This is a genomic window from Mycobacterium fragae, from assembly GCF_002102185.1.
Classification (GTDB): domain Bacteria; phylum Actinomycetota; class Actinomycetes; order Mycobacteriales; family Mycobacteriaceae; genus Mycobacterium; species Mycobacterium fragae.
On sequence record NZ_LQOW01000014.1, the window covers coordinates 38409 to 64124 of the forward strand.

Consider the following 25716-nt stretch of genomic DNA (forward strand, 5'->3'; position numbering starts at 1 on the left):
TCCCCGCCTCGGCTCATCCGGCCGGCGGCACGGCAGGGGTCTCGGGTGCGGGGCCAGGCGGTGGTGATGTCGTCGTGGTCGCCGTCCCCGGGCCGAACGGCGGCGGCAGGACGGGCAGCTGGAACGGCGGCGGTGCGGTCGTCGTCGTGGTCGGTGGCGTGGTGGCGGTGGTTGTCGGCGTCTTGGTCACGGTGACGGTTGACGGCGGTTGCTGCACCCGGCTACGCGGCACCCAGGTGTAGTTCGGGTCGGGCACGAAGCCCGGCGGCACCACCTGGGTGGCCGGCACCTGGGTGGTTGGCTGCGAGCTAGCGGAGTGCTGGTGGTCGTCGTAGACCCACCACAACGCCGCGAACGCAACGATCAGCACCAACGTGGAGGTGCGCACATGGCCGCCGAACAAGTAGCCCGGCCAGCCGCGTTCCACGTCGTCGCCGATCTTTCTCAGCCGGTCCAGCGTGAATACCCTCACCTGGCTGCGCCCTGTGTCTCATCCTCGGCGCCGGTCGCCGTCGCCGGGTGGACGATGGCGCCGACCGTCGCCGTCGCGTCGGCCTTGGTGACGACGCCCGCACGGGCTAACGCGCGGACCACCATCGCACGCAGTTTGCGGCCCGCCTCGAACTGCTTGCCGGGCAACGTGCGCGCCACCAACCGCAGGGTGACCGTGTCGACCTCGATGCTTTCCACACCCATCACGGTTGGCGCATCCAGCAACAACTCCCCCAGCACATCGTCGTCGCGGGCATGCTCGCATTCCTGGTGCAACACCTCGTTCACCAGGTTGAGGTCGGCGCTGGTCTGCACCGGAATGTCGACCACGGCGCGTGCCCAATCCTTGGACAGGTTGATCGATTTGACGATCTGCCCGTTGGGCACGGTGAATACCTCGCCGTCGGGCGAGCGCAGCTTGGTGACCCGCAGCGTGACGTTCTCCACAGTGCCGGCCGCGTCGCTCGGCGACCCCAGGATCGTGAGCTCAACCAGATCACCGAAGCCGTATTGCTTCTCGACGATGATGAAAAATCCGGACAGCAAGTCCTTGACCAACTGCTGGGCGCCGAAACCCAGCGCCGCCCCGATCACTGTCGCCGGAGCGACAAGTCCCCGCACAGAGATATGAAGTACGTCGGCCAGCTGGATCGCCACGGCGATAGCGATGAGGACAACCGACACCCACGAGATCACCGAGGCGACGGCCTGACGGTGCTTGGTGGCCTCCGAACGCACCAACGCGTCGCTCTCGGCGAAGCCGACGTCGAGGCGCTCGGTCACTTTTTTCGCAGCCCAGTTGACGAACCGCGCGGCGAGCACCGCCCCGATCAGCAGCAGGACTATGTGAAGGCCACTGGTCAGGAACCACTCGCGGATATCGCCGCGGACAATGTCGTGCCACGGCTGGGCTTGAGCTGTCGCGAGAACGTTCTTATCAGTCGTCATCTTTCCTGTTGCGCCACCGGATCCCTGCTTCCAGGAATCCATCGATGTCTCCGTCCAGGACGGCTGCCGGATTCCCGACCTCATAGTCGGTGCGCAGATCCTTGACCATCTGATACGGGTGCAGTACGTAAGACCGCATCTGGTTGCCCCAGGAGCTGCCGCCGTCGCCCTTCAAGGCGTCGAGCTCAGCGCGTTCTTCTAAGCGCTTGCGCTCCAACAACTTTGCCTGAAGAACGCGCATCGCCGCCACTTTGTTCTGCAATTGCGACTTCTCGTTCTGGCAAGTCACCACGATACCGGTCGGGATGTGGGTGAGTCGCACGGCCGAGTCGGTGGTGTTCACCGATTGGCCGCCGGGCCCGCTGGAGCGGTAGACGTCAACCCGCACGTCGCCCTCGGGAATATCGATGTGGTCGGTGGTCTCCACCACCGGAAGCACCTCGACCTCGGCGAACGACGTCTGCCGTCGACTCTGATTGTCGAACGGGCTGATCCGCACCAGCCGATGCGTGCCCTGCTCGACGGACAGCGTGCCGTAAGCGAACGGCGCGTGCACCGCGAACGTCGCGCTTTTGATGCCTGCCTCTTCCGCGTAGGACGTGTCGAACACTTCGACGGGGTAGTTGTGCTGCTCGGCCCAGCGGATATACATCCGCATCAGCATCTCGGCCCAGTCGGCGGCGTCCACGCCGCCCGCACCCGAGCGGATCGTGACCAGCGCCTCACGCTCGTCGTATTCGCCGGAGAGCAGCGTGCGGACCTCCATGGCCTCGATGTCCGCGCTGAGCGCCTTGAGTTCCGCGTCGGCCTCGGCCAGCTCGTCTGCGCTGCCCTCTTCGACTGCCAGCTCGTAGAGAACCGGCAGGTCGGTTAGGCGCCGGCGCAGGTCTTCAACGCGGCGCAGTTCCCCCTGGGTATGCGAAAGCTCGCTTGTCACCCGCTGCGCCCGGGCCTGGTCGTCCCACAGATTGGGATCGGACGCCTCGTGCTCGAGCTTGTCGATGCGGGTGCGCAGACCGTCGACATCCAGCACCCGCTCCACCGTGGTCAGGGTGGAGTCGAGGGCGGCGATGTCGGCCTGGCGATCGGGTTCCACAGCTGCTCACGTTACCGCTCGACCGGCGGCGGCCTGGCCAGGCGGACGTCTAGCATCGAGCATCATGCGTCCATACCACGTCGCGATCGTCGGCTCCGGGCCGTCCGGATTCTTCGCCGCCGCGTCGCTGCTCAAGGCCGCCGACTCATCCGGGGAGATCGACGTCGCCGTCGACATGCTGGAGATGCTGCCCACGCCGTGGGGGCTGGTCCGCTCCGGCGTCGCACCCGACCACCCGAAGATCAAGTCGATCAGCAGGCAGTTCGAAAAAACCTCCGAGGACCCCCGCTTCCGGTTCTTCGGCAACGTCGTGGTGGGCGAGCACATCAGTGCCCCCGAACTGGCCGAGCACTACGACGCGGTGATCTATGCCATCGGCGCGCAATCCGATCGGGCGCTGAACATTCCCGGCGAGGACCTGCCCGGCAGCATCGCGGCGGTCGATTTCGTGGGCTGGTACAACGCTCACCCGCACTTCGAGCAGATGTGCCCCGATTTGTCAGGCGCCCGGGCCGTCGTCGTCGGCAACGGCAATGTCGCGCTCGACGTGGCCCGCATTCTGGTGACCGACCCCGACGTGCTGGCACTCACCGACATCGCCGACCATGCCCTGGAGTCGCTGCGCCCGTGTGCGGTTGAGGAAGTGGTGATCATCGGCCGTCGCGGCCCGCTCCAGACCGCCTTCACGACACTGGAGCTGCGCGAACTTGCCGACCTCGAAGGCGTCGACGTGGTCGTCGACCCCGCACAACTGGATGGCATCAGCGACGACGACGCGGCCGCGGTAGGCAAGGTCTGCAAGCAGAACATCAAGGTGCTGCGCGGCTACGCGGAGCGCGAGCCCCGCCCCGGACACCGTCGAATCGTGTTCCGGTTCTTGACATCCCCGATCGAGATCAAGGGCGACAACAGAGTCGAGCGAATCGTGCTCGGGCGCAACGAACTGGTCAGCGACGACAGCGGGCGGGTGGTCGCCAAGGACACCGGCGCGCGGGAAGAGCTGCCCGTCCAGTTGGTGGTCCGCTCGGTCGGCTATCGCGGCGTGCCCACACCGGGGCTGCCGTTCGACGAGAGAAGCGGAACGATTCCCAACACCGATGGCCGGGTGGACGGCAGCCGCAACGAGTACGTCGTCGGCTGGATCAAGCGCGGGCCGACCGGGGTGATCGGCACCAACAAGAAAGACTCGCAGGACACCGTCGACACCCTGCTGAACGACCTGACACAAACCAGCCTCGCCGACTTCGGTGCGAACCATGCCGACAAGCTCACCGAATGGCTGAGCTCCCGCCAGCCCAAACTCGTCACCGATCGGCATTGGAAACTCATCGACGAGTACGAGCGATCGGCCGGCGAGCCGCACGGTCGCCCGCGGGTCAAGCTGTCGAGCCTGGCCGACCTGCTGCGGATTAGCCACGGCTGACGGCGAGCAGCAAATTGCGTCGAGTGTGTAGTTTCGTACGCGACGCGCCGCTGTTGGCGTACAGAGCCGCACACTCGACGAAGACTTGTGTCCGCCGCGAGCGCCGACGAGGGCGCCGATAGGGAACGGTAGCGGTTTTTCACACCTGCGTTTCGTAAAAATTCTCGGCGCGCCCGGTACCACTGGCCGCGACGGGTGGTATACCGAGAGAAGACGGGTGTACTCAGCGGTATCGAAGCGGCATCCAGCGATCTGAATAGCTCGGGATCTACTGCCTGAGGCGGCTGTTGTCGGCGTCGATCCCCCGGATCGGCGTGCGATGCGCGAGAGAACCGGGGTGTATGGGTTGACAGCAATCAACTCTCGGCCGACACCGAGCGACGTCGAAGCCACCGACGGGCAGGCACCCCGCGCGCTACTGGCACCGCTACTGCCGGGCGGTGAACCTGTCGAAACCCTGCTGCGCAAGGCGCAGTTCTTCACCGCCGGCACGCCCACGCCCGACCACCGCGAGGTGCATCGCCGGGGCGGGCGCGGCGCCGAGGAGTTCTACCGCGAGCGCTGGCGGCACGGCAAAGAGGTGCGCTCCACGCACGGGGTGAACTGCACCGGCTCGTGCTCGTGGAAGGTGTTCGTCAAGGAAGGCATCATCGCGTGGGAAACCCAGGCCACCGACTATCCGTCGGTCGGCCCGGACAGCCCCGAATACGAGCCGCGGGGTTGCCCGCGGGGCGCGTCGTTTTCCTGGTACACCTATTCGCCGTCGCGGGTGAAGTTTCCCTACATACGCCAGCCGCTGCTGGAGATGTGGCGGGAAACCCGTGCGCGCGTTGAAGATCCGGTCGAGGCGTGGGCGGAGATCACCGGCAACCCCGAACGCGCGGCGCGCTACAAACAGGCGCGCGGCAAGGGCGGGTTCCTGCGGTCGACGTGGGACGAGGTCAGCGAGCTGATCGCGGCCGCACACGTACACACGATCAAGACTTACGGCCCCGACCGGGTGGTCGGCTTTTCGCCGATTCCGGCGATGTCGCAGGTCTCCTACGCGGCCGGCACCCGGTTTCTGTCGATGATCGGCGGCACGATCCTGTCCTTCTACGACTGGTATGCCGATATGCCGCTGGCCTCCCCGCAGGTCTACGGCGATCAGACCGACGTCCCGGAGTCCGGCGACTGGTGGAACGCCGCCTACCTGATCATCTGGGGCACCAACCTGCCGATCACCCGCACTCCCGACGCACACTTCATGGTCGAGGCCCGCTACCGCGGGCAGAAGGTCGTCGTGGTCAGCCCGGACTACTCGGACCACACCAAATTCGCCGACGACTGGCTGGCCTGCGCACCCGGCACCGACGGCGCACTGGCGATGGCGATGGGCCATGTGGTGCTCACCGAGTTCTTCCGCGACCGCGAGGTGCCGTATTTCCAGCAGTACGTGAAGACATACACCGACTTGCCGTTCCTGGTGACACTCCGCGAGAACGGCGACGCGTATGTGCCCGACCGCTTCCTCACTGCAGCCGACCTGGGCCATGACGACGAGCGCGCCGTGCACCAGACCGTGTTGCTGGACTCGGCGACCAGGCAGCCTGTTGTTCCCAACGGCACCATCGCGGACCACTTCGGCGACGCGGGCAAGGGCAAATGGAATCTCGACCTCGGCGACGTCGACCCTCTGCTAAGTCTGCACGGGCCAGGTGCGGACGCAGTCCCTATTGACTTGCCGCGCTTCGACATCGGCGACACAGAGGGAGGCGGGGCGATCCGTCGGGGTGTTCCGGTCATACGGCTGGGCGAGAAGTTGGTGACGACGGTGTTCGACCTGCTGATGGCCCACTACGCGGTGCCCCGTGACGGGCTGCCCGGTGAATGGCCGTCGGGCTACGACGACGCGTCGCAACCGTATACCCCTGCGTGGCAGGAGGCGATCACCTCGGTGCCGGCCGCCGCAGCAGCCCGCGTGGCGCGCGAATTCGCCCGCAGCGCAGAGCTTTCCAGGGGTCGGTCGATGATCGCGATGGGCGCCGGCACCAACCACTGGTTCCACTCCGACCAGATCTACCGCACGTTCTTCACCCTGACGATGCTGTGCGGCTGTCAGGGTGTCAACGGCGGCGGCTGGGCACACTATGTCGGGCAGGAGAAGGTACGCCCGCTCACCGGTTGGCAGCAGGTGGCGTTTGCGCTGGACTGGCAACGCCCCACGCGGCAGATGACCGGCACGTCGTTCTTCTACCTGCACACCGACCAATGGCGCTATGAGCAGTTCGGCGCAGCCGAACTGTCAACCCCGTTGGGCCGCGGCCTGTTCCGTGGCAAGGCGATGGCCGACGCGCTCGCCCAGGCGTCCCGGCTGGGGTGGACGCCGACGTTTCCGACCTTCGACCGCAACACCCTCGAGCTGGCCGAAGCGGCCGAAAAAGCCGGCAAGAGCGTCGGCGACTATGTAGTCGACGAACTGCAAAGCGGCCATTTGAATTTCGCCGGTGAAGACCCGGACAATCCGGTGAACTTCCCGCGGGTGCTGACCGTGTGGCGGGCGAACCTGCTGGGGTCGTCGGGCAAAGGCATGGAGTACTTCATGCGGCATCTGCTCGGCACCCACAACGCGGTGCGGGCCGACGAGACGCCCAGCGCGCTGCGACCCGCCGAGGTGCGCTGGCACGACGAGGCACCTTGCGGCAAGGTGGATTTGGCGGTTGCCATCGACTTCCGGATGACCAGCACCTGCACGTATTCCGACATCGTGTTACCGGCGGCGACCTGGTACGAGAAATACGACATCTCCACTACCGATATGCACCCGTTCGTGCATTCGTTCAACCCGGCCATCTCTCCGCCCTGGGATGCCCGCACGGACTTCGACGCGTTCGCCACCATCGCCCGCGACTTCTCCCGGCTGGCGGCAAAGCATTTAGGTACCCGCACCGACGTCATCGCCGCGCCACTGCTGCACGACAGCGCCGACGAGCTGGCCCAGCCCGGCGGCGTGGTGCGCGACTGGCGTTACGGCGAGTGCGAGCCGGTGCCCGGCAAGACGATGCCGAAGCTGGTGACGATCGAACGCGACTACGGCGCGGTCGCGGAAAAGATGGCCGCGCTGGGCCCGCTGGTCGAGACGGCGGGAACCCCGGTCAAAGGCGTGACCTGGAAACCCGTTGCGGCGGTTGATTTCCTGCGCCGGCGCAACGGCGTCGTCCGCGGCGGAGTCGCGGACGGTCGCCCTTCGCTGGCCCGCGACGTGCATATGGCCGAGGCGATCCTGGCGCTGTCCGGCACCACCAACGGTGCCGTCGCCATGCAGGGCTGGGAGGCGTTGGAGGAGCAGACCGGGATGCATCTAGCCGACCTGGCCGAGGAACGTTCCGGCGAGCACATCACGTTCGAAGACACCCAGGTTCAGCCGCGTTCGGTGATCACTTCACCGGAGTGGTCGGGCAGCGAGACCGGCGGGCGGCGCTACGCGCCGTTTGTCGTCAACGTCGAACGCAAGAAACCCTGGCACACGCTGACTGGTCGGATGCACTTTTTCCTCGACCACGACTGGATCGCCGAATACGGCGAGTGGCTGCCCGTTTACCGTCCGCCACTGAACTACATCCGCCACTTCGGCGAACAGGGGCTGAGCGAAGACGGCCGACCCGAGGTCACCGTGCGCTACCTCACTCCGCACTCCAAGTGGTCGATTCACTCGGAGTACCAGGACAACTTGCACATGCTGCGGCTGTTCCGAGGCGGGCCGGTGATCTGGATGAGTCCCCAAGACGCGGCCACCATCTGTGTCAAAGACAACGACTGGATCGAGGCCTACAACCGCAACGGTGTGGTGGCCTGCCGGGCGGTCGTCACCCATCGGATGCCGAAAGGCACGGTGTTCATGTACCACGCCATGGACCGGCATCTGATGACTCCGAAATCGGAGGTGTCCGGATGGCACGGCGGCGGGGACAACTCGCTGACGCGCTTGGCGATCAAGCCGACGCACATGATTGGCGGCTACGCCCAAATGTCGTTCGGCTTCAACTATTACGGCCCCACCGGCAACCAGCGCGACGAGATCACCGTAATCCGCCGCCGCTCGCAGGAGGTGACCTACTGATGCGAGTGATGGCGCAGCTGGCGATGGTGATGAACCTGGACAAGTGCATCGGCTGCCACACCTGCACGGTCACCTGCAAGCAGGTGTGGACCAACCGCCCGGGACTCGAATACGTCTACTTCAACAACGTCGAAACCAAGCCAGGCATCGGCTATCCGAAGCGCTACGAGGACCAGGAGCAGTGGCACGGCGGCTGGACATTGGACCGCAAGGGCCGGTTACAACTGAAAGCCGGTGGGCGGCTTCGCAAGCTGTTGTCGATCTTCTACAACCCGGATCTGCCCAGCATCGACGACTACGGCGACCCATGGACCTATGACTACCAGACCGTGATCGACGCACCTCTGGGAACCGCCAATCCCAGCGCGCATTCGATTTCCGCGCTGACGGGTCGGGACGTAAAGGTCAACTGGGGCAGCAACTTCGACGACGACCTGGCCGGCGCGCCAGAGCTCGCCGTCGATGATCCGAACCTGGCCGGCCTCGAGGACCGGGTGAGGATGGAATTCGAGCAGGTGTTCATGTTCTACCTGCCCCGCATCTGTGAGCACTGCCTCAACCCGTCGTGCGTCGCGTCCTGCCCGTCGGGGGCGATGTACAAGCGTGCCGACGACGGCATCGTGCTGGTCGATCAAGACCGTTGCCGCGGTTGGCGATTCTGCGTGTCCGGCTGCCCGTACAAGAAGGTCTACTTCAACCACCGCACGGGCAAGGCGGAGAAGTGCACGTTCTGCTACCCGCGGACGGAGCAGGGGTTGCCAACGATCTGCTCGGAAACCTGTGTGGGCCGGCTGCGCTATCTGGGCTTGTTCCTCTACGACGCTGACAAGGTGCTCGACGCGGCCTCCACTCCCGACACTCAGGACCTCTACGAAGCCCAGCTCGGGGTATTCCTCGACCCCAACAACCCGACCGTGCGGGCCGAGGCGGCGCGGGCCGGCATCCCGCACGACTGGATTCAGGCCGCGCAACGCTCGCCGGTCTACGAACTGGCGGTACGCCACAGGGTGGCCCTACCGCTGCACCCGGAATACCGCACGCTGCCGATGGTTTGGTACATCCCGCCGCTGTCGCCGGTGGCCGACGTGGTCAATGCCGCCGGCTACGACGACAATCCGGACAACGTGTTCGCGACGATCGACGCACTGCGCATCCCGATCGAGTATCTGGCCAACCTGTTCACCGCCGGCGATACGGAGGTAGTCCGTACCGTGTTACGCAAGCTGGCCGCGGTGCGGGCCATTCAGCGCGCCGGTCAGCTCGGCCTGGACATCGATGAGGACCTGCCGGCATCGGTCGGCGCCACTACCGACGATCTCGATGACCTGTACCGGTTGCTGGCCATCGCGAAATACGAAGAGCGCTACGTCATTCCGTCGGCCCACACTGAGGAGGCAGGCGTGCTGATGGGCCAGCACGAGCAGCTGTTCTGCAGTCTCGACACCGACGGAGGGCCCGGCATGGGCGGCTCTGGGCCACCCGAAACCGGCGACCGCAGACGCGGTTTCAATCTGCTCAATTGGAACGGGAAGGACCGGGCCCCCGGGATGTTCCCGAAAGCGGGTCGGACATGAACACCCAGACGGCCAAGCTGGCGTCGGTGCTGCTGCAGTATCCGACGACGGCGCTGTTCGACGGGCTTGACGCGCTTGAGGCATTCGCGGCGGACACCAATCCGAAGCCGGCCCGGGAGTCGTTCGGCCGTTTCCTCGGCTGGTTGCGCGCCACCACATCCGAGCAGGTCGCACGACACTACGTGCAAACGTTCGACCTGCACCGGCGCTGCACACTGTATTTGACCTACTACCGTTACGGCGACACCCGCAAACGGGGCATGGCGATGGTGATCTTCAAGACCGCCTACCGCGACGCCGGGTTCGTCCCCTCCGACGACGAGCTGCCCGACTACTTGCCGATGGTGCTGGACTTCGCCGCGCTGTGTACCCGCGGCCAGCGGCTGCTGTCCGCGCACCGCGCCGATCTGGAGTTGCTGCGGCGCAACCTGACCCAGGCCGAGTCGCCGTATGCCGAGGTGGTTTCCGCGGTCATCGCCGACCTACCCGGGCTTGGCAAGCGGGAGCTGGAGCAGGTGCGGGCCGCCTGGGACTCCGGCCCGCCTCGCGAGGACGTCGGGCTGGAGCCGTTCGCTCCGCCGGAATATCTTGCCCGTTACGCACCGAAGCGAGAGTCATGATCCCGCTGAGCACGTGGAACATCTGGTGGTGGGTGATCCTGCCGTACATCGCGATCGCCGTTTTCATCGTCGGCCACATCTGGCGCTGGCGTTATGACCAGTTCGGCTGGACCAGCCGCTCGACGCAACTGCAGGAGCGCCGGCTACTCAAGTGGGGCTCGCCGCTGTTCCATTACGCGACGTTCGCCGCGATCGGCGGGCACATCCTCGGCATCCTGATCCCGAAAGCGTTCACCGACTGGCTGGGCATCCCGGAAACGTGGTATCAGGATTTCTCCGCCGTCGCCGGTTCGACCGCCGCGATCGGCATCTTGATCGGAGCCGGGATACTGACCTTTCGCCGCACCGCCATCCCGCGCGTACGGGCGACGACCAGCGCCGTGGACTACCTGGCGTTGATCCTGCTCGGCATCATCGTGCTGCTCGGCATCTTCCTGACGCTGGGCATCGAGGACACTTCGCACTACGAATACCGCAACACCGTCGGCGTGTGGTTCCGCAGTCTGTTCGCCTTCCACCCGGATGTGAAAGCCATCACAAGCGCGCCGTGGCTCTACCAGGTGCACGCCGTCGCGTCCTGGGCAATCTTCATCGTCTGGCCGTTCAGCCGGCTCGTGCACGCCTGGAGCTACCCGCTCTGGTATCTGTGGCGGCCCTATATTGTCATCCGGAGCCGCGTCGCCAGACCCCCGGAAGAGCCGGGCACCGGCGGCCGAAGGTGGCGAAAGATTGGTGTCCCTTACTGATACGGCCGGAATGACCGGCGTCCGCGAAGCGGTGCGCACGTTGCATCCCGGCTATTTCGCTCTGGTGATGGCAACCGGCATCGTGTCGATCGGTATGCACAACCACGGCCTCTATCCCCTATCGGTGGGGCTGCTGTGGCTGGGCTTCGCCGCCTTCGCCGTTCTGATCGTTGCGACCGCGGGAAAGATCATCGCCTTCAGAGCGAACTTCATCGCAGACCTCAAAGACCCACGCCGCGCATTCGGGTCGTTCACCTTCGTCGCCGCCGCCGATGTGCTGGGGACCCGACTGGCCGTCGACACCCATTACCGGATCGCGTCCGCGCTGCTGCTGGTCGGCTGGCTGGCCTGGCTGATTTTGGGCTATGTGGTGCCGTGGACCGCGGTAGTCCGCACCACGCATCGGCCGGTCTTGCAGCACGCGAACGGCACCTGGTTCATCTGGGTGGTCGCCAGCCAATCGGTTGCGGTGCTCGCTGCCGCGCTGGAACCGGAACTGGAAACCGGGCGGCGCGAGCTGGCGCTGCTGGCGGTGTTCTCCTGGGCGGTCGGCGTGTTTCTCTACGCAGCCGCCGGCATCTTTGTCGGTGCGCGGATTCTGCTCTTCGGGTTCCGGCCGGAGGATCTCAGCCCGCCTTACTGGGTGTCCATGGGCGCCACCGCGATAACCGTGGTCGCCGGCGCGCGGATCGTGGAGATGGCGCATGCACCGATGGTCGACGCAACCCGCGGGCTGGTCGCGGGAACCTCGGTGGTGTTCTGGGCCTTCGGGACATGGTTGATACCGCCGCTGATCGGCGCGGGCATCTGGAAGCACGTGATCCATCGCATCCCGCTGCGCTACGAGGCAACGATGTGGAGCGTGGTGTTCCCGCTCGGGATGTACGCGGTCGGCGGGGACTATCTGGGCAAGGCCGACCACCTGCCGATCGTGCAACATCTCGGCGCTGACGAAGCCTGGATCGCGCTGGCGGCCTGGGTCATCACGTTTTTCGCGATGCTGCACCACCTGGTCACCACGCTCGGCTTCGCCGGGGTAGCTAACCGGCGGATGACTCCGGCGGCGCGAAACTCCAGTTGTCCGGATTTCTCTGCGAGTACAGCACCGGCAGCAGCTGACCCATCGACGGCCAGTCGTCGACATTGACGGCCATGCGCTGATAGACGGTGTGCTCGTTGACGGTTGGCCCGTTGATGACACCGGTGATGGTGACGTACTGCTCGCCGGTGGCATCGGGGCGTGGGCTGACGCCGGTGATCAGCAGCGTGCCGTTCAGCGCGTCTGCGCGTGGGCCACGGAGGAACCGCGGCGCCAGGAATACCACGAGCGTCGCGGCCAGTAACAACACCACACCGATTTCCCAACCCATCTGACCATGGTAGGACTGCACAGATGACCCGCGCCGACGACGATGCAGAGCGCAGCGATGAGGAGGAGCGGCGCCAATGACCCAGGCCGATGATCTCGCCGTGGCGTTGGACTTGGCCGACCAGGCCGACGCGGTGACGTTGGCCCGTTTCGGGGCACTGGACCTGCAGGTCGACACCAAACCCGACCTGACGCCGGTGAGCGACGCGGACCGGGCGGTCGAAACCGGGTTGCGTGCGGCGCTGGCGCAAGCCCGGCCCGGCGACAGCATTCTCGGTGAGGAGTTCGGCGGGCCAACGACTTTCGCTGGCCGCCAATGGATCATCGACCCGATCGACGGCACCAAGAACTTCGTGCGCGGCGTGCCGGTGTGGGCGAGCCTGATCGCATTGCTCGACGACGGCGTCCCGACCGTCGGAGTTGTCAGTGCGCCCGCGCTGCAGCGGCGGTGGTGGGCAGCCGCGGGCGCAGGTGCATTCGCAACAGTCGGCCACTCCCCCGCCCGTCGGCTCACGGTTTCCACTGTGGCGCAATTGGATTCGGCCAGCCTGTCGTTCTCCAGCCTGTCCGGGTGGGCCGAGCGAGGTCTTCGGAAACGATTCCTCGAATTGACCGACACCGTGTGGCGAGTACGGGCATACGGCGACTTCTGGTCATACTGCTTGGTCGCCGAGGGAGCCGTCGACATCGCCGCCGAACCCGAGGTGTCGGTATGGGATCTGGCGCCGCTGGACATCCTGGTGCGCGAAGCCGGCGGCGCATTCACCAGCCTGGAGGGCACCACCGGGCCGCACGGCGGCAGCGTGGTGGCGACCAACGGCCTACTCCACGACCAGGTACTGAGCCGACTGCGGGCGTAGCCTAAACGTCGAGAGCGTCCGTTATGAGTGATCCGTTCACCATCCCGACGAAACACTGGCACCGCCTCGATGACGGCCGCATCCAGTGCGACGTATGCCCGCGCGCCTGCAAGCTGCACGAGGGTCAGCGCGGCCTGTGCTTCGTGCGCGCCCGCGTCGACGACCAAATCGTGCTGACCAGTTACGGGCGCTCCAGTGGATTCTGCGTCGACCCCGTCGAGAAGAAGCCGCTCAACCATTTCCTGCCGGGCTCGGCCGTGCTGTCGTTCGGCACCGCGGGCTGCAACCTGGCCTGCAAATTCTGCCAGAACTGGGACATCTCCAAATCCCGCGAGGTTGATACCCTTGCCAGCCACGCCACGCCAGCCGACATCGCACGGGTGGCCGACGAATTGGGTTGCCGCAGCGTGGCTTTCACTTACAACGACCCGACCATCTTCTGGGAGTACGCCGCCGATGCCGCAGAGGCCTGCCACCAACGGGGTATCAAGGCAATCGCGGTGACGGCCGGCTACATGTGTCCGCAGCCCCGCGCGGAGTTCTACCGGTACATCGACGCGGCCAACGTCGACCTGAAGGCGTTCACCGAAGAGTTCTACCGCAAGGTCTGCGTCGGGCATTTGGCCGACGTGCTCGACACCCTGGTCTACCTATGCCACGAGACCGATGTGTGGGTGGAGATCACCACCCTGCTGATTCCCGGGCGTAACGACAGCGACACCGAGATCGCCGCCGAATGCGCGTGGATCCGCGACAACCTCGGCGTCGACGTGCCGGTGCATTTCACCGCGTTCCACCCCGACTACAAAATGCTGGAAACACCGCCGACACCGCCCGCCACGCTGACGCGGGCCCGCCGGATCGCCATCGACGAAGGCCTGCGCTTCGTCTATACCGGCAACGTGCACGACCCCGCCGGCGGCAGCACGTTATGTCCCAGCTGCGGAACCGCCGTTGTCGTCCGGGACTGGTATGCGATGCGGCACTACGCGCTGACCGATGACGGCCACTGCCGGGACTGCGGTTTTCGGCTGGCCGGTGTGTACGACGGCCCGGTCGGGCACTGGGGCCCGCGGCGACTTCCCCTGCTGACCAGCTTCTCGAGGGTGTGAAGTATTTAACAGGTGCGTCTATCTTACTCCGGAGTAAGATCGCCGGTATCGCACAAGCCCAACGACCGAGGCTGCTGACATGACCAACACCGTCCCCGCCACCAATGGACGCCCCAAGCGGAGCGGCCGAAAGACCGGCATTGGTGAGCACAAGCACAAGCGAACCGGGATCGACATCAGCCTTGCGCTGCTCACCCCGATCGTCGGCCAGGACTTCTTGGACAAATACCACCTGCGCGATCCGCTCAACCGGACGTTGCGCTACGGGGTCAAGACGATGTTCTCCGCCGCCGGTGCGACCAACCGGCAATTCAAGAAGGTCCAGGGGCTTCGCGGCGGGCCGACCCGGCTGAAGGCCAGCGGCAAGGACTACTTCGACCTGACGCCCGACGAGGACCAAAAGCTCATCGTCGAAACCGTCGAGCAATTCGCCGAAGAGATTTTGCGACCCGCCGCGCACGACGCCGACGAAGCAGCGACCTGCCCCCGCGACCTGATCGCAAAGGCGGCCGAGTTGGGCATCACCGCGGTGAACGTCCCCGAAGACTTCGAGGGCATCGCCGCGCAGCGCTCCAGCGTGACGAATGTGCTGGTGGCCGAGGCGCTGGCATACGGCGACATGGGGTTGGCGCTGCCGATCGTCGCCCCCGCCGGGGTCGCCGCGGCGCTCACCCACTGGGGCAGCGCCGATCAGCAAGCCACCTACCTCAAGGAGTTCGCCGGCGACAACGTCCCGCAGGCCTGCGTGGCGATCGCCGAGCCGCAGCCGTTGTTCGATCCGACCAACCTGAAGACCACCGCCGTGCGGACACCGAGCGGCTACCGGCTCGACGGGGTGAAGTCGTTGGTCCCCGCCGCGGCCGACGCCGAACTGTTCATCGTCGCCGCCCAGCTGAACGGCAAGCCAGCGATGTTCATCGTCGAGTCGTCGACGCAGGGCCTGACCGTCAAACCCGACCCGAGCATGGGAATTCGGGCCGCGGCGCTGGGGCAGGTCGAGTTGGACAACGTATCGGTTCCGGTCGGCGCCCGTCTGGGCGAGGACGACGCCGGCGACGCCGACTACTCCGAGGCAATCGCGCTGTCCCGGCTTGGTTGGGCTGCGCTCGCGGTCGGCACGTCGCACGCGGTGCTCGACTACGTCGTGCCCTACGTCAAGGAACGCCACGCGTTCGGCGAGCCAATCGCCCACCGGCAGTCGGTGGCATTCATGTGCGCCAACATCGCCATCGAATTCGACGGGATGCGGTTGATCACCTGGCGCGGCGCCGCCCGCGCCGAGCAGGGCCTGCCGTTCACCCGCGAGGCCGCACTTGCCAAGCGACTGGCCACCGACAAGGGCATGCAGATCGGCCTGGACGGCGTGCAACTACTCGGCGGCCACGGCTACACCAAGGAACACCCGGTCGAGCGTTGGTACCGCGACCTGCGGGCCATCGGTGTCGCCGAGGGTGTTGTCGTCATCTGAGTTTCTCCGTCAACCGAAAGACCTGCGATGGCAATCAATTTGGAACTCCCCAAGAAAATGCATTCCGTCATCGACAAGGCGCATCAAGGTGCTGCCGAAATGATGCGGCCGATTGCACGCAAATACGACCAGAACGAGCACGCCTATCCGGTGGAGCTCGACACGTTGGCCAGCCTGTTCATGGGAGCGGCCGAGTCAAACACATTGGGGCTCAGTGGAGCCGAGGCGTTCCGCGACAGCGGCGGCAACGAAGAAAACCGCAACGGCGCCAACATGGCTGCAGTCCTGCAAACGATCGAGGCCAGTTGGGGTGACGCGGCGATGATGCTCTCGATGCCCTATCAAGGTCTGGGCAATGCCGCGATCTCCGGTGTGGCCACCGACGAACAGCTGAAACGGCTAGGCCAGGTCTGGGCGGCAATGGCAATCACCGAGCCGGAATTCGGATCCGACTCCGCGGCGGTGTCCACCACCGCCAAGCTCGACGGCGACGAGTACGTGATCAACGGCGAAAAGATCTTCGTCACCGCCGGATCGCGAGCCACCCACATCGTGGTGTGGGCGACGCTGGACAAATCCAAAGGCCGCCCGGCAATCAAATCGTTTATCGTCCCGCGCGAACATCCCGGTGTCACCGTCGAACGGCTCGAGAACAAGCTCGGCATCAAGGGTTCCGACACCGCGGTCATCCGCTTCGACAACGTCCGCATCCCGAAGGACAACCTGCTCGGCAACCCCGAAATCGAACCGGGGAAAGGCTTTGCCGGGGTGATGGAGACCTTCGACAACACCCGGCCGGTGGTCGCCGGCATGGCAATTGGTGTCGCCCGTGCCGCGCTGGAGTCGCTCCGCAAGGTCCTCACCGAGGCGGGCGTGGAAATCTCCTACGACAAGCCGTGGCACGCCCAAAGTGCCGCAGCGGCCGAATTCCTTCGGATGGAGGCGGACTGGGAAGCCAGCTATCTGCTGACGCTCCGCTCGGCGTGGCAGGCCGACAACAAGATTCCCAACTCCAAAGAAGCCTCGATGGGCAAGGCGAAGGCCGGTCGGGTGGCCAGCGACATCACGCTCAAGGCCGTCGAACTGACCGGCACCACAGGCTATTCGGAGCAAACGCTGTTCGAGAAGTGGGCGCGGGACTCGAAGATCATGGACATCTTCGAGGGCACCCAGCAGATCCAGCAGCTGGTGGTCGCCCGCCGCCTGTTGGGCCTGTCGTCGTCCGAACTCAAGTAAGGTTTGTCGAGCGCGGCCACCCTAGAGCGTCGCGATTGTGCGGTTTCGTACGCCAACAGCGGCGCGTCGCGTATGAAACCGCACACTCGTCGCCAATTTTCATTCCCCCATGCCGGAACGCAGTTCCCCCGGGAGCTCTAGCGCGGCGTTATCCACAGCCCCACGACAAGCGCACAGATGTGTCGGCCGTCCGGCCTAGCATGCGGTCATGACGAACTGGATCAATACGGTCAGCCGGGACCATGTCGCGGAGGGGGTTCGCGGCCGCTTCACCCAGGCCAACCACGGCAAGCCGAACATGCTGCGCAGGATGGCTCGTGGTGACTGGATCATCTTCTACTCACCCAAGACCGTCCACCCCGACGGCGAGCCGCTGCAGGCCTTCACCGCGATCGGCCGAGTCGCCGATGACGAGCCCTATCAGACGACGATGACGCCTGACTTCCAACCATGGCGTCGCAACGTCGACTTTCTCGAGTGCACCGAGACGCCGATTCGGCCGCTGATCGACCAACTCGACTTCATCGAGGACAAGGCTCGATGGGGCTACAAGTTCCGATTCGGGGTGTTCAAGATCGACGATCACGACCTGGAAGTGATCCGCTCGGCGATGACCGGCTGACGCTTCTGCGTCTTCTCGCGCCGGTCGCCGCTTCATTCGACGACTCCGTCATGCAGTTGTGCGAAGAGTTCGGTGTTGCGGCTGTAGTCGACAGGGACGTCAATGATGGTGACACCGGATTCAGTCAGCGATTGTTTGAGCGCGTCCTCGAACGCTTCCATACTGTCCACCCGGATCCCTTTGGCGCCGAATGCGCCCGCGTACTGAACGATGTCGTAGTCGCCCAGCTCGACGCCCGACCTGCGTCCGTACTTGAGCACCTCCTGGAACGCGACCATGTCGTAAGCGTTGTCGCGCATGATGATATGTGTGAAATTTAAGCCAAGGCGTGTCGCGGTCTCCAATTCCTGTGCGCTGAAGAGGAATCCGCCGTCGCCAGAAACGGACACCACTTGAGTCCCCGGGCGCACCATCGCAGCGGCCATGGCCCACGGTAGCGCGATACCGAGGGTTTGCTGGCCATCGGAGAACAGCAGACGGCGTGGCTGATACGCCCGAAAGTGCCGGGCCATATAGATGTAGTGCGATCCCACATCGCAGGCGATGGTGGCGTCATCATCGACCAAGTCACGAATCTTGAGGACGACGGCTGCTGGATTCAATGCCTGCCCCGCTTGTGGATGCGTCCTTGCTTCCGCGTCGATGCGCCGCAGTGCCGCACGTTGGTCAGCGATAGCGATCCTCGCTGCCTCTGGTAACCGCAGACCCGATAGCAACCGCGTTAGCTCGGTCAAGGTCGCGGCGATGTCGCCGCGCAACTCGACGGTTGGCTGGTAGTAATGGTCGATGTCCGCTGGTACTTCGTCCACGTGAACGACCGTGCGAGTCGGATCGGTGTTCCACAAGCGCGGATCGTATTCGACTGGGTCGAAACCGACGGTCACCAAAACGTCGGCCTCACTGATCAGGATGTCGCCGGGTTGGTTGCGGAAAAGCCCGACGCGTCCCACGAAGTGATCCTCGAGTTCGCGAGAAACCACGCCGGCGGCCTGGAAAGTCTGCACCACTGGCAGGTCCGTGACCGCGAGCAGCTCTCTCAACGCCGCGCATGGTGCCGGATCACCGGCGCGAATACCCAAGAACAGCACCGGACGTATAGCGGCACGTATCAGATTGGCTGCGTGAGCAATTGCCTGCGCTGGTGCGGCACCAAGCGATGACACCGCTACTGGCCGCACGATGGAAGCCCCAGTCGGGGTGGTGGATACGTCGGCGGGCAGGACCACTGCGGCGGCACCGCGCGGCACGGTCGTCGCGGCGCGGATCGCGTTAGCGACGGCCTCCGGGACGTTATCAGGGTCATTGACTTCGCCGGTGTATTTGGTGAACGGTTTCAGCGCCGCAACAGCATCCATCGACTGATGAGTGCGCTTGAGCCGGTCGGCCCTAGCAACAGCACCGCAGATCGCGATCATCGGATCCTGCTCGGTGGTCGCGGTAATCAAACCGGTGGCGAGATTGGTGGTACCTGGCCCGGAGGTCACCAGTGCGGCTCCTGGCGTGCCGGTAAGCCGGCCGACGGCGGCCGCCGTGAACGCCGCGTTCTGTTCGTGGCGACACACCACCAGTTCGACATCACTGTCGAGCAGGGCATCAAAGACCGGGTCGATCTTGGCCCCGGGCACGCCGAAGACATATCGAACGCCGTAGGCGCGCAAGGTCTCAACGACCCGCTGCGCCGAGCGCACTTCGTTTTCGCCCATCCTCAGCCGCCCTCGGTCTGGCGGATCTGGCTGTCCAGATTCGCTTGGTTCAATTCGGCGCCGAGGAACTGAGGGGTGCGCTGCAGGCTCAGATGCAGCTCGGAGCGCACACCAATCTCGACGGTTCCGCGAACCAGTTGGTAGTCGAGGGTATGTCCACCGTGCCGGCGGTCGGCGTCGATGAAGTGAGAGTGGTAGCCGGCCACCGAAATGCCCTGTTCGTAGTCGGGCATCCGGAATCCAGCCAGCGTCCCGGCCACGTCGGCAAACGTCACTTCTTTCTGGTCCTGGGTTGCTTCGGTGAATGGCCGGTAAGGCGGGTGCTGCTCGGTGACGGTGCGGGTGCGGATCGTGCTGAAATGACCGGTAACGCGAACGGCGATCATGAGGTTCGTGCTCTCCAGCGCTTCGTCGATGAGCGCTTTGAGCGCCGCCCGGCCACACGGAGCCGAGACGTCTATCGTCCGGTCTGGGTGAAACCAGGTCACCGCTGCGAACGGGGTCAGTTCATCAGGATCGGCGATCGCCGCGCTGCCGTCGCCGCGCAGTTGGTAGCAGACTCCGTCGAGCACCAGCATTTCGCCGTCCAGACGGTTGAAGGTGCCGAGGCCAAAGTCACCGTGGCGCAACAACTCGCGGACCGTGACGTTCCCCTCGTACACACCATCGAGCAGTGCGCCCATGGTTGAGGTCTGGAAGATCGCCTGGGCCCAAGACTGTAAGCCAGTTGTGTCAGTCTCACACGGGTCGAAGTCCGCCATTTCAGGTCTCCTCCCCCGCGCTGAGATCGACCGCTTCGCCACGGAGCCACGGCTGGAGGTCTGTCAGGAATACGGAGTCACCATTGTGCTCATGTTGCATGCCGAGCCATTTGCGTAGCGCTTTCGGAGCGGGACCCGACAGGATGGCGGATGCGTTGGAGGCACCTTCGATCCACAGGCTTTCCGCGGTGCTCAGATGTAGGCCTTCGTTGAAGATCCTCTTTTGTGCCGCAACGGTTTCGCGGTTTCGGCGAGCGTAGCGAGCAGCGAGTACTTTGGCTTCATCCATCAGGTCGTCCGCCGGTACCAGGCGATTCACCAGCCCCATGTGGAGTGCCTCGTGGGCGGAGTACATCCGACCCTCGAGCATCATCTCCAGCGCTTTAGCCGGCCCGATGAGCTGGGCTAGTCGCTGACCACCGACCGTCGTCGTCAGACCGATGAGCAATTCCGGAAGGATGAAACCGACAGAGTCGTCGTCGCCGGCCAGGCGGACGTCGAAGCAGGCCGACATCTCCAGTCCTCCACCGCCGCACGGTCCGCCGATGGCAGCGATATAAATCGCCGGCGACCGCATGATCCGCAGCACCACCTCGTTGAATCGCGTGACGTTGAGCAAGCCGCTGACCGGGCTGCGTTCCAAAGCTCTTTCGCCGCCGGGCAGGCCCTCTATCACATCAATGCCGCGCATGAGGTTCCGCGCTGCCTTTTGTGAGAGCGGCCGCGCGTTGTGTTCGCTGGCGGCAAAGATTTCCGCGATGTCGAAGTGGGTGATATAGCGCCCGGGTACACCGCCGGTGACGATGACCGCGCCAACGCTCGGGTCGTCGTCGACGGCCGTAGTGAGGGTGTCGAGGTCTTTTTGCATCTGCGCCGTCATGAAGTTGTACGGCGGGGCGCAAATGCGCACTGTGACGACTCGGCCGTCTTGCTCGACGGTTAGCGTGTCGAATGTCAGATCGCGTGTGCGCGGGGCCATTACCGATGTCCTTCTTCCTGCGAGATCGTGCTCTGCGCGCCCGTCCTGTCTCCACGACAGAAAGACGGCACCGCATCACACAGCGCGGCGACGTCGCGGCCGGCTCGCATCACCGTGCGGTCGGGCCGAACGATCGCAGCAATAGCACAGCCTTGCCGCAGCCAACGACCGAGTTCAGATTCCGGGTCGGTTGATACGACGGCGGCTGCGCGGCTGCGGAGTTCACTGGTCTGCCCGTCCGTCAGTGCCGCGGATGTTACCAGCGCGAATCGATTTCCGACTAAGTCGTCGAGTCGAATGCCATTGTCCACGACCGGGTTCGGGCACAGCGTCCCGGGCAATCCTCGTCGATGGCCTGTCTTGATCACCAGCCCGGATTTGCGCAACGGTGGGGTGCCGCGGCCGGCCGCTCGGGCCCGAAAGCCCGGCAGGTGATGTAGCCGGGGCACTATGACTCGTCGAGCGAAGTTGCCCAGATCCCCTCCCGCGGTCATCGCCCACCCCATCGAAATGGCCACGAGAATCATGGCGCGAACATGCGGTTTTCGCTCCTGCTGGTAGGTGTCCAGCACCCTCTCGGGAAGGTCTCCGCTCAGCACGCCGGCCAGCTTCCAGCTCAGGTTCATTGCGTCGCGCAGCCCGGCGGCCATGCCTTGGCCGATGAACGGTGGAGTTAGGTGCGCAGCGTCCCCCAGGATGAACACGTTGCGGTCGCGCCATCGGTTGGCCACTTGGGCCCGGAACGTGTAGTCGGCGACACGCACCAGCGTCAAGTCTTCAGCGGGGGTACCGGCGAGCCACGGAGAGATGAGTGGGAGAACGTCGGGGATCGTCTGGTAGTCGTCGGCCGTCTCTCCTGACGTCAGCTGAAATTCCCACCGGTAGCGCCTATCGCCGACCCGCATGTAGGTAGCGGCGCGATCGGGATTGCAGACTTGGTGCACGCCCTCCCACTGGTCGAGCTGCGCGGCGGTGTCGACATCGATCACCAGCCAGCGCTGCTCGAATCTCAGGTCGTTCATGGCCGCCCCGATCGCCGAACGCACCACGCTGTTGGCTCCGTCGCAGCCAAGGACATAGTCGGCCTCGACGACGTGTTCGTTGCTGCTGACGCGGTCCGTGAAGCTGACCCGCACTCGTCCTGAATCCGTCCGCGCGATGTCTGTGACTTCTGCGTTGCCCCTGAGCATTGCATGTGGCTGGGCCTTGAGGCTGGCGCGCAGCAGCCCTTCCAGCTCTGGCTGGTCGAACATATTCGCCTGCGGGTAGCCGTGAACGCTGTTTGTGGGGTCCCGGCGAAACTCCGCCAGTACCCGCATCTTTGGGTCGAGTAGCCGAAGTCCCAGGGCCGGGCGGGAAATCGCAGCGAACTCGTCATCGATGCCGACTCGGGCCAGGATGCGGCGGACTTCGTCGTCGGCGTGAACCGCGCGCGGTTGAGGATAGACGTCTTCGTACCGCTCGAGCACCAAGCACTGGATGCCGTATTGGGCCAGCAGCGTGGCCGCGGTGACGCCGGTCGGGCCAGCGCCCACAATGACGACCGGAACCGACGCCGGCCTAGGGCTGCTCACTTATACCTCACTACGTTGCGCTGTGTGCCGAGGTCTATGGCGCCATCGTCGGTCGCGATAGCGGTCTCGACGACGTCGCCATCGTGCAAGTACTTTGGGTTTTTGGCTTGCCGGTTGAAAAACGCCTTCCATTTGACCGCGGGCGGCAGCAGCGATGCGATGATCTCCACTGGTTTGGGTGGAGCGCTGAGCGCGGTGCCGACTGGAGTGCCGGTCAAGACCAAGTCGCCCGGATCGAGGCGTTGGAACTGGGCCAGCGTCTGCAATGCCTGCACCGGCGGGTAGATCATGTCCCCGCCCACGAGCATGTCCTGGCGAACCTCACCGTTGACCCGCAGCTGAAGCCGCAAGTCGCCGAAACGCTTCAGATGGCCGGCTTCCATCAGTACCAGTGCCGGACCCACCGGAGTGAACGTCGGATACGACTTAGATTCGTAGAACTGGGTTTTCGGGAGCTGGACATCGCGCGCCGAAACGTCGTTCGTCACCACCAAACCCGCGACGTATTCCGACAAGTTCACCTCCGTGATGTCGGTACCTACGGGCATCTCCCGACCGATGACCAGACCGATCTCCACCTCGTAATCCAGGAAACGAACGTGGTCGGGCTTGACGATGTCATCAAACGGCCCGGTGATCGAACCAGACGCCTTGCGGAAGAACGTCAGCGGGATGGACTTGGGATTCATGCCGGCGTCTGCGACGTGCGAGGCAAAGTTGGTCATCTGCGCCACCACCCGGCACGGCGCCGTCACCGGAGACAACAGGTTCAGGCTGTCGACTGGCACGGTGTCGGAGCTGGATGCCGCCGCCTCGACGGCCGCACGGTCGGCGAGCAGCTCCCGCGTGGTGGCGGCGTCGGTGTTGACTTTGACGGCGCCGGTCGCGGTTTGGACCCACCAGGCGTCGGCGGTGCGCAGGATCGAGATGGTCATGAGGTGGCTACTTTCATCAGGCCGATCAGACGATGGATATCAAATTCGTTGCGGTGGCGAAGCGCGCTGATCATCGAGCGCGCCTCGTGCGGTAGGACTTTGGGATTGGTGCCGAGGAAGTCCTTGCTGACGGGAGGCCCCCACTGCGCCAGGCCAGAGGCGGTGAACGGCGCCCAGCCCGGCTCCAGCGTGCAATCGAACATGTCGCCGTCGCTGAAGTGCTCCACCAAGAAACCATCTGGGTCGCGCCAGTAGTCGAAGATCTGGCTGCCCTGGATGTGGCGGCCGATCCCCCAAGACCGTTGGTAGCCACGGTCTTTCAGATACTCACCGCCTGCGGCTAGGGTGTCGAGGTCACAGACTTGATACGCCGAGTGCACGTAGCGGTTGCTCGGCCCCAGCGCCATCGCGAGAGTGTGATGGTCGGCGGGAGTCTGGCCGCGGTCGCAGCGAATGAAACTCATCGTCGGCCCGCGGTCGCGCTGACCGGGGAAGAACAGGAAGTCGCTGACGATCATCCCCAGGTGGTCCAAATACCAGTCCAGCGCTTCCCGATACTTCGTCGTCTGCAACACCACATGTCCGAGCCGTTGCACCCGCGCGGGCTCGCGAAGCGGGCGCTGCATGGCGTTGGCGCGGCGCAGCTCGTGTCCGAAGTTAAAGGTATGCGGCGTCTGAGCCGGGAGAGCCTCGAGTTGGTGGGTGCCGGCAATGACACGGACCGGGATACCGCTCGGATCGACGAGATCGACCGTGATGCCGCCGATGGTCGCGGGCAACGCCCGCGTAGGAGCACCGGTGGCCTTGGCCAGCCGCTGCACATCGGCCTCGTCGGCAGCCTTGAACGCCATGCCGACAAACTGCGACCGGGGACCCCGGCGGATCAGAACGCACGGCGCACCCACGTCGGTGCCACGCAACTGCAGCTCATTGCCGGTGCGCAACACCGTCGTGAAGCCAAAGGCGTGGGCGAACGCCTCGGCGCGAACCAGGTCCGGCTTCTGGAACTCCAGCCACGCGAGGTCGACGACCTTGATCAGCGGGTTTGCTGAGCGTCCCGGGTGTTCGCCCTTGCGGGCTCCCTGCTCGCTGTGCAGGTCATTGTGGGCGCCGACCGTGCCGGTCATCTCCAACTCCTTATTTGACTGACGAAATCGTCACATACGATGCTATCCTCAGTCAAGGGTTTTTGACGAAATCCTCAAAAGTGACCGAGTCGGCTACGATGGGGCAGACCGGAAGGAGACCGACGTGACAGCAGACCTGGCCCAAGGCGATACACCGAATCGTTTGGAGCGCCGCAAGCAGCGCACGCGCGCCGCGTTGATCCGGGCGGCGCAGGCATTCATCGCCTCAGGCAAGCTCAACGTGCCGATCCTGGAGATCACCCAGGCCGCCGACGTCGGCATGGGGTCGTTTTATAACCACTTCGAGAGCAAGGAAGAACTGTTCGAGGCGGCCGTCGCCGAGGTGCTCGATGCCCACGGTGCACTGCTGGACCAGCTCACCGCGGACCTGGACGACCCGGCCGAGAAGTTCGCATGCAGCTTTCGGCTCACCGGCCGGTTCTTTCGGCGTCGCCCTGACGAGAGCAAGGTGCTGCTGGTAAACGGACTATCACTGATGTCCTCCGATCGCGGCCTGGCACCCCGCGCGTTGCGGGATATCACCGATGCCGTTGAGGCGGGCCGATTCCGCGTCGAGGACCCCCGCTTGGCTTTGGCCGTCGCCGGCGGTGCACTGATGGGTCTTGGCCAACTGCTGCACGACGAACACTCGCGGGACGACGCGCTCGCCACCGATCAGGTGACCGCCAATGTGCTGCGATTGTTCGGGCTTCGCGCAAACGAGGCCGACAAAATCTGCCGACGGCCCCTCCCAGAGATCGATGGCCTGACGCGGCCCGACTCAGCCGCGTGAAGTCGGAACCCCACGGCTTGACCGTGCGCCCGTGCGGGCGCAGCTCGGTCATCGAGTCTTCGCGGCCCCGGCGCCGCGCGTAAAGAACCCCTAGCCGATCCACACAAAGTCCGATGGCCTCGAGCACCATCCGCTCCACCACATTCTCGCCGATTCGGTCACTTTTGAGGATTTCGTCA

Annotated in this window: 22 protein-coding genes; 12 read left to right on the plus strand and 10 right to left on the minus strand. The window is 64.9% G+C overall.

The window, feature by feature from the left end; translation table 11 throughout:
• Positions 1–13: 13 nt before the first annotated feature.
• The 3 genes from AWC06_RS06680 to prfB are packed head-to-tail and all read right to left on the minus strand — an operon-like array spanning position 14 to position 2536.
• Positions 14–472: an Rv3103c family proline-rich protein gene (locus AWC06_RS06680; protein WP_085195648.1), complete on the minus strand. Its 459-nt coding sequence runs from the start codon at positions 470–472 to the stop codon at positions 14–16.
• On the minus strand, positions 469–1440 hold the full coding sequence (locus AWC06_RS06685; RefSeq protein WP_085195650.1) for a mechanosensitive ion channel family protein: 972 nt from the start codon (positions 1438–1440) through the stop codon (positions 469–471). The genes AWC06_RS06680 and AWC06_RS06685 overlap by 4 nt, the downstream gene beginning before the upstream one ends.
• Positions 1430–2536: a peptide chain release factor 2 gene (gene prfB, locus AWC06_RS06690; RefSeq protein WP_085195652.1), complete on the minus strand. Its 1107-nt coding sequence runs from the start codon at positions 2534–2536 to the stop codon at positions 1430–1432. Before prfB ends, AWC06_RS06685 begins: the two co-directional genes overlap by 11 nt.
• 64 nt (positions 2537–2600) lie before the next feature.
• On the opposite strand from prfB, the gene AWC06_RS06695 reads away from it, so the two are divergent.
• From AWC06_RS06695 to AWC06_RS06720, 6 genes are all read left to right on the plus strand, one after another.
• Positions 2601–3959, plus strand: coding sequence for an FAD-dependent oxidoreductase (locus tag AWC06_RS06695; RefSeq protein ID WP_085195654.1), 1359 nt, complete (start codon positions 2601–2603; stop codon positions 3957–3959).
• Between the two features lie 346 nt (positions 3960–4305).
• The gene (locus AWC06_RS06700; RefSeq protein ID WP_372458019.1) at positions 4306–8058 is read left to right on the plus strand and encodes a nitrate reductase subunit alpha; all 3753 of its coding nucleotides are present in this window, start codon (positions 4306–4308) and stop codon (positions 8056–8058) included.
• Positions 8058–9632 carry a nitrate reductase subunit beta gene (narH, locus tag AWC06_RS06705; RefSeq protein WP_085195656.1) on the plus strand — a complete coding sequence of 525 codons (1575 nt, stop codon included), beginning with the start codon at positions 8058–8060 and terminating at the stop codon, positions 9630–9632. The genes AWC06_RS06700 and narH overlap by 1 nt, the downstream gene beginning before the upstream one ends.
• Entirely contained in the window at positions 9629–10252 is a 624-nt protein-coding gene (gene narJ / locus AWC06_RS06710) for a nitrate reductase molybdenum cofactor assembly chaperone (protein WP_085195658.1), read from the plus strand. Before narH ends, narJ begins: the two co-directional genes overlap by 4 nt.
• Complete coding sequence (gene narI / locus AWC06_RS06715) at positions 10249–10998, plus strand: respiratory nitrate reductase subunit gamma (RefSeq protein WP_227370999.1); 750 nt, start codon at positions 10249–10251, stop codon at positions 10996–10998. The genes narJ and narI overlap by 4 nt, the downstream gene beginning before the upstream one ends.
• A gap of 10 nt (positions 10999–11008) precedes the next feature.
• Positions 11009–12145, plus strand: a complete 1137-nt coding sequence (locus tag AWC06_RS06720; RefSeq protein ID WP_085195660.1) for a tellurite resistance/C4-dicarboxylate transporter family protein — start codon at positions 11009–11011, stop codon at positions 12143–12145.
• Here AWC06_RS06720 and AWC06_RS06725 read toward each other — a convergent pair.
• Positions 12039–12368 (minus strand): hypothetical protein, encoded by a 330-nt coding sequence (locus AWC06_RS06725; RefSeq protein WP_085195662.1) that lies wholly within the window; start codon positions 12366–12368, stop codon positions 12039–12041. The genes AWC06_RS06720 and AWC06_RS06725 overlap by 107 nt on opposite strands.
• A gap of 76 nt (positions 12369–12444) precedes the next feature.
• Here AWC06_RS06725 and hisN point away from each other — a divergent pair, with 76 nt between their 5' ends.
• From hisN to AWC06_RS06750, 5 genes are all read left to right on the plus strand, one after another.
• On the plus strand, positions 12445–13227 hold the full coding sequence (gene hisN, locus AWC06_RS06730; protein WP_085195663.1) for a histidinol-phosphatase: 783 nt from the start codon (positions 12445–12447) through the stop codon (positions 13225–13227).
• Positions 13228–13250: 23 nt separating this feature from the next.
• Positions 13251–14339, plus strand: coding sequence for an AmmeMemoRadiSam system radical SAM enzyme (amrS, locus tag AWC06_RS06735; RefSeq protein WP_085195665.1), 1089 nt, complete (start codon positions 13251–13253; stop codon positions 14337–14339).
• A 79-nt stretch (positions 14340–14418) separates the two neighbouring features.
• Positions 14419–15807, plus strand: a complete 1389-nt coding sequence (locus tag AWC06_RS06740; RefSeq protein ID WP_085195667.1) for an acyl-CoA dehydrogenase family protein — start codon at positions 14419–14421, stop codon at positions 15805–15807.
• A 27-nt stretch (positions 15808–15834) separates the two neighbouring features.
• Complete coding sequence (locus tag AWC06_RS06745) at positions 15835–17043, plus strand: acyl-CoA dehydrogenase family protein (RefSeq protein ID WP_085195669.1); 1209 nt, start codon at positions 15835–15837, stop codon at positions 17041–17043.
• Positions 17044–17251: 208 nt separating this feature from the next.
• Entirely contained in the window at positions 17252–17665 is a 414-nt protein-coding gene (locus AWC06_RS06750; RefSeq protein ID WP_085195671.1) for an EVE domain-containing protein, read from the plus strand.
• Between the two features lie 32 nt (positions 17666–17697).
• On the opposite strand, the gene alsS is transcribed toward AWC06_RS06750, so the two are convergent.
• The 6 genes from alsS to AWC06_RS06780 all read right to left on the minus strand — a co-directional run bounded on the left by alsS (position 17698) and on the right by AWC06_RS06780 (position 24744).
• Positions 17698–19368 (minus strand): acetolactate synthase AlsS, encoded by a 1671-nt coding sequence (gene alsS, locus AWC06_RS06755; RefSeq protein WP_085195673.1) that lies wholly within the window; start codon positions 19366–19368, stop codon positions 17698–17700.
• 2 nt (positions 19369–19370) lie between these two features.
• Positions 19371–20129, minus strand: a complete 759-nt coding sequence (budA, locus tag AWC06_RS06760) for an acetolactate decarboxylase (protein WP_085195675.1) — start codon at positions 20127–20129, stop codon at positions 19371–19373.
• Position 20130: 1 nt separating this feature from the next.
• Positions 20131–21009: an enoyl-CoA hydratase/isomerase family protein gene (locus AWC06_RS06765; protein ID WP_169715308.1), complete on the minus strand. Its 879-nt coding sequence runs from the start codon at positions 21007–21009 to the stop codon at positions 20131–20133.
• 98 nt (positions 21010–21107) lie between these two features.
• Positions 21108–22682 (minus strand): bifunctional 3-(3-hydroxy-phenyl)propionate/3-hydroxycinnamic acid hydroxylase MhpA, encoded by a 1575-nt coding sequence (gene mhpA, locus AWC06_RS06770; RefSeq protein ID WP_085195679.1) that lies wholly within the window; start codon positions 22680–22682, stop codon positions 21108–21110.
• Positions 22679–23617, minus strand: coding sequence for a fumarylacetoacetate hydrolase family protein (locus AWC06_RS06775; protein WP_085195681.1), 939 nt, complete (start codon positions 23615–23617; stop codon positions 22679–22681). The genes mhpA and AWC06_RS06775 overlap by 4 nt, the downstream gene beginning before the upstream one ends.
• Complete coding sequence (locus AWC06_RS06780) at positions 23614–24744, minus strand: VOC family protein (protein ID WP_085195683.1); 1131 nt, start codon at positions 24742–24744, stop codon at positions 23614–23616. The genes AWC06_RS06775 and AWC06_RS06780 overlap by 4 nt, the downstream gene beginning before the upstream one ends.
• 124 nt (positions 24745–24868) lie before the next feature.
• On the opposite strand from AWC06_RS06780, the gene AWC06_RS06785 reads away from it, so the two are divergent.
• Positions 24869–25537 (plus strand): TetR/AcrR family transcriptional regulator, encoded by a 669-nt coding sequence (locus tag AWC06_RS06785; RefSeq protein ID WP_085195684.1) that lies wholly within the window; start codon positions 24869–24871, stop codon positions 25535–25537.
• Positions 25538–25716 lie beyond the last annotated feature (179 nt).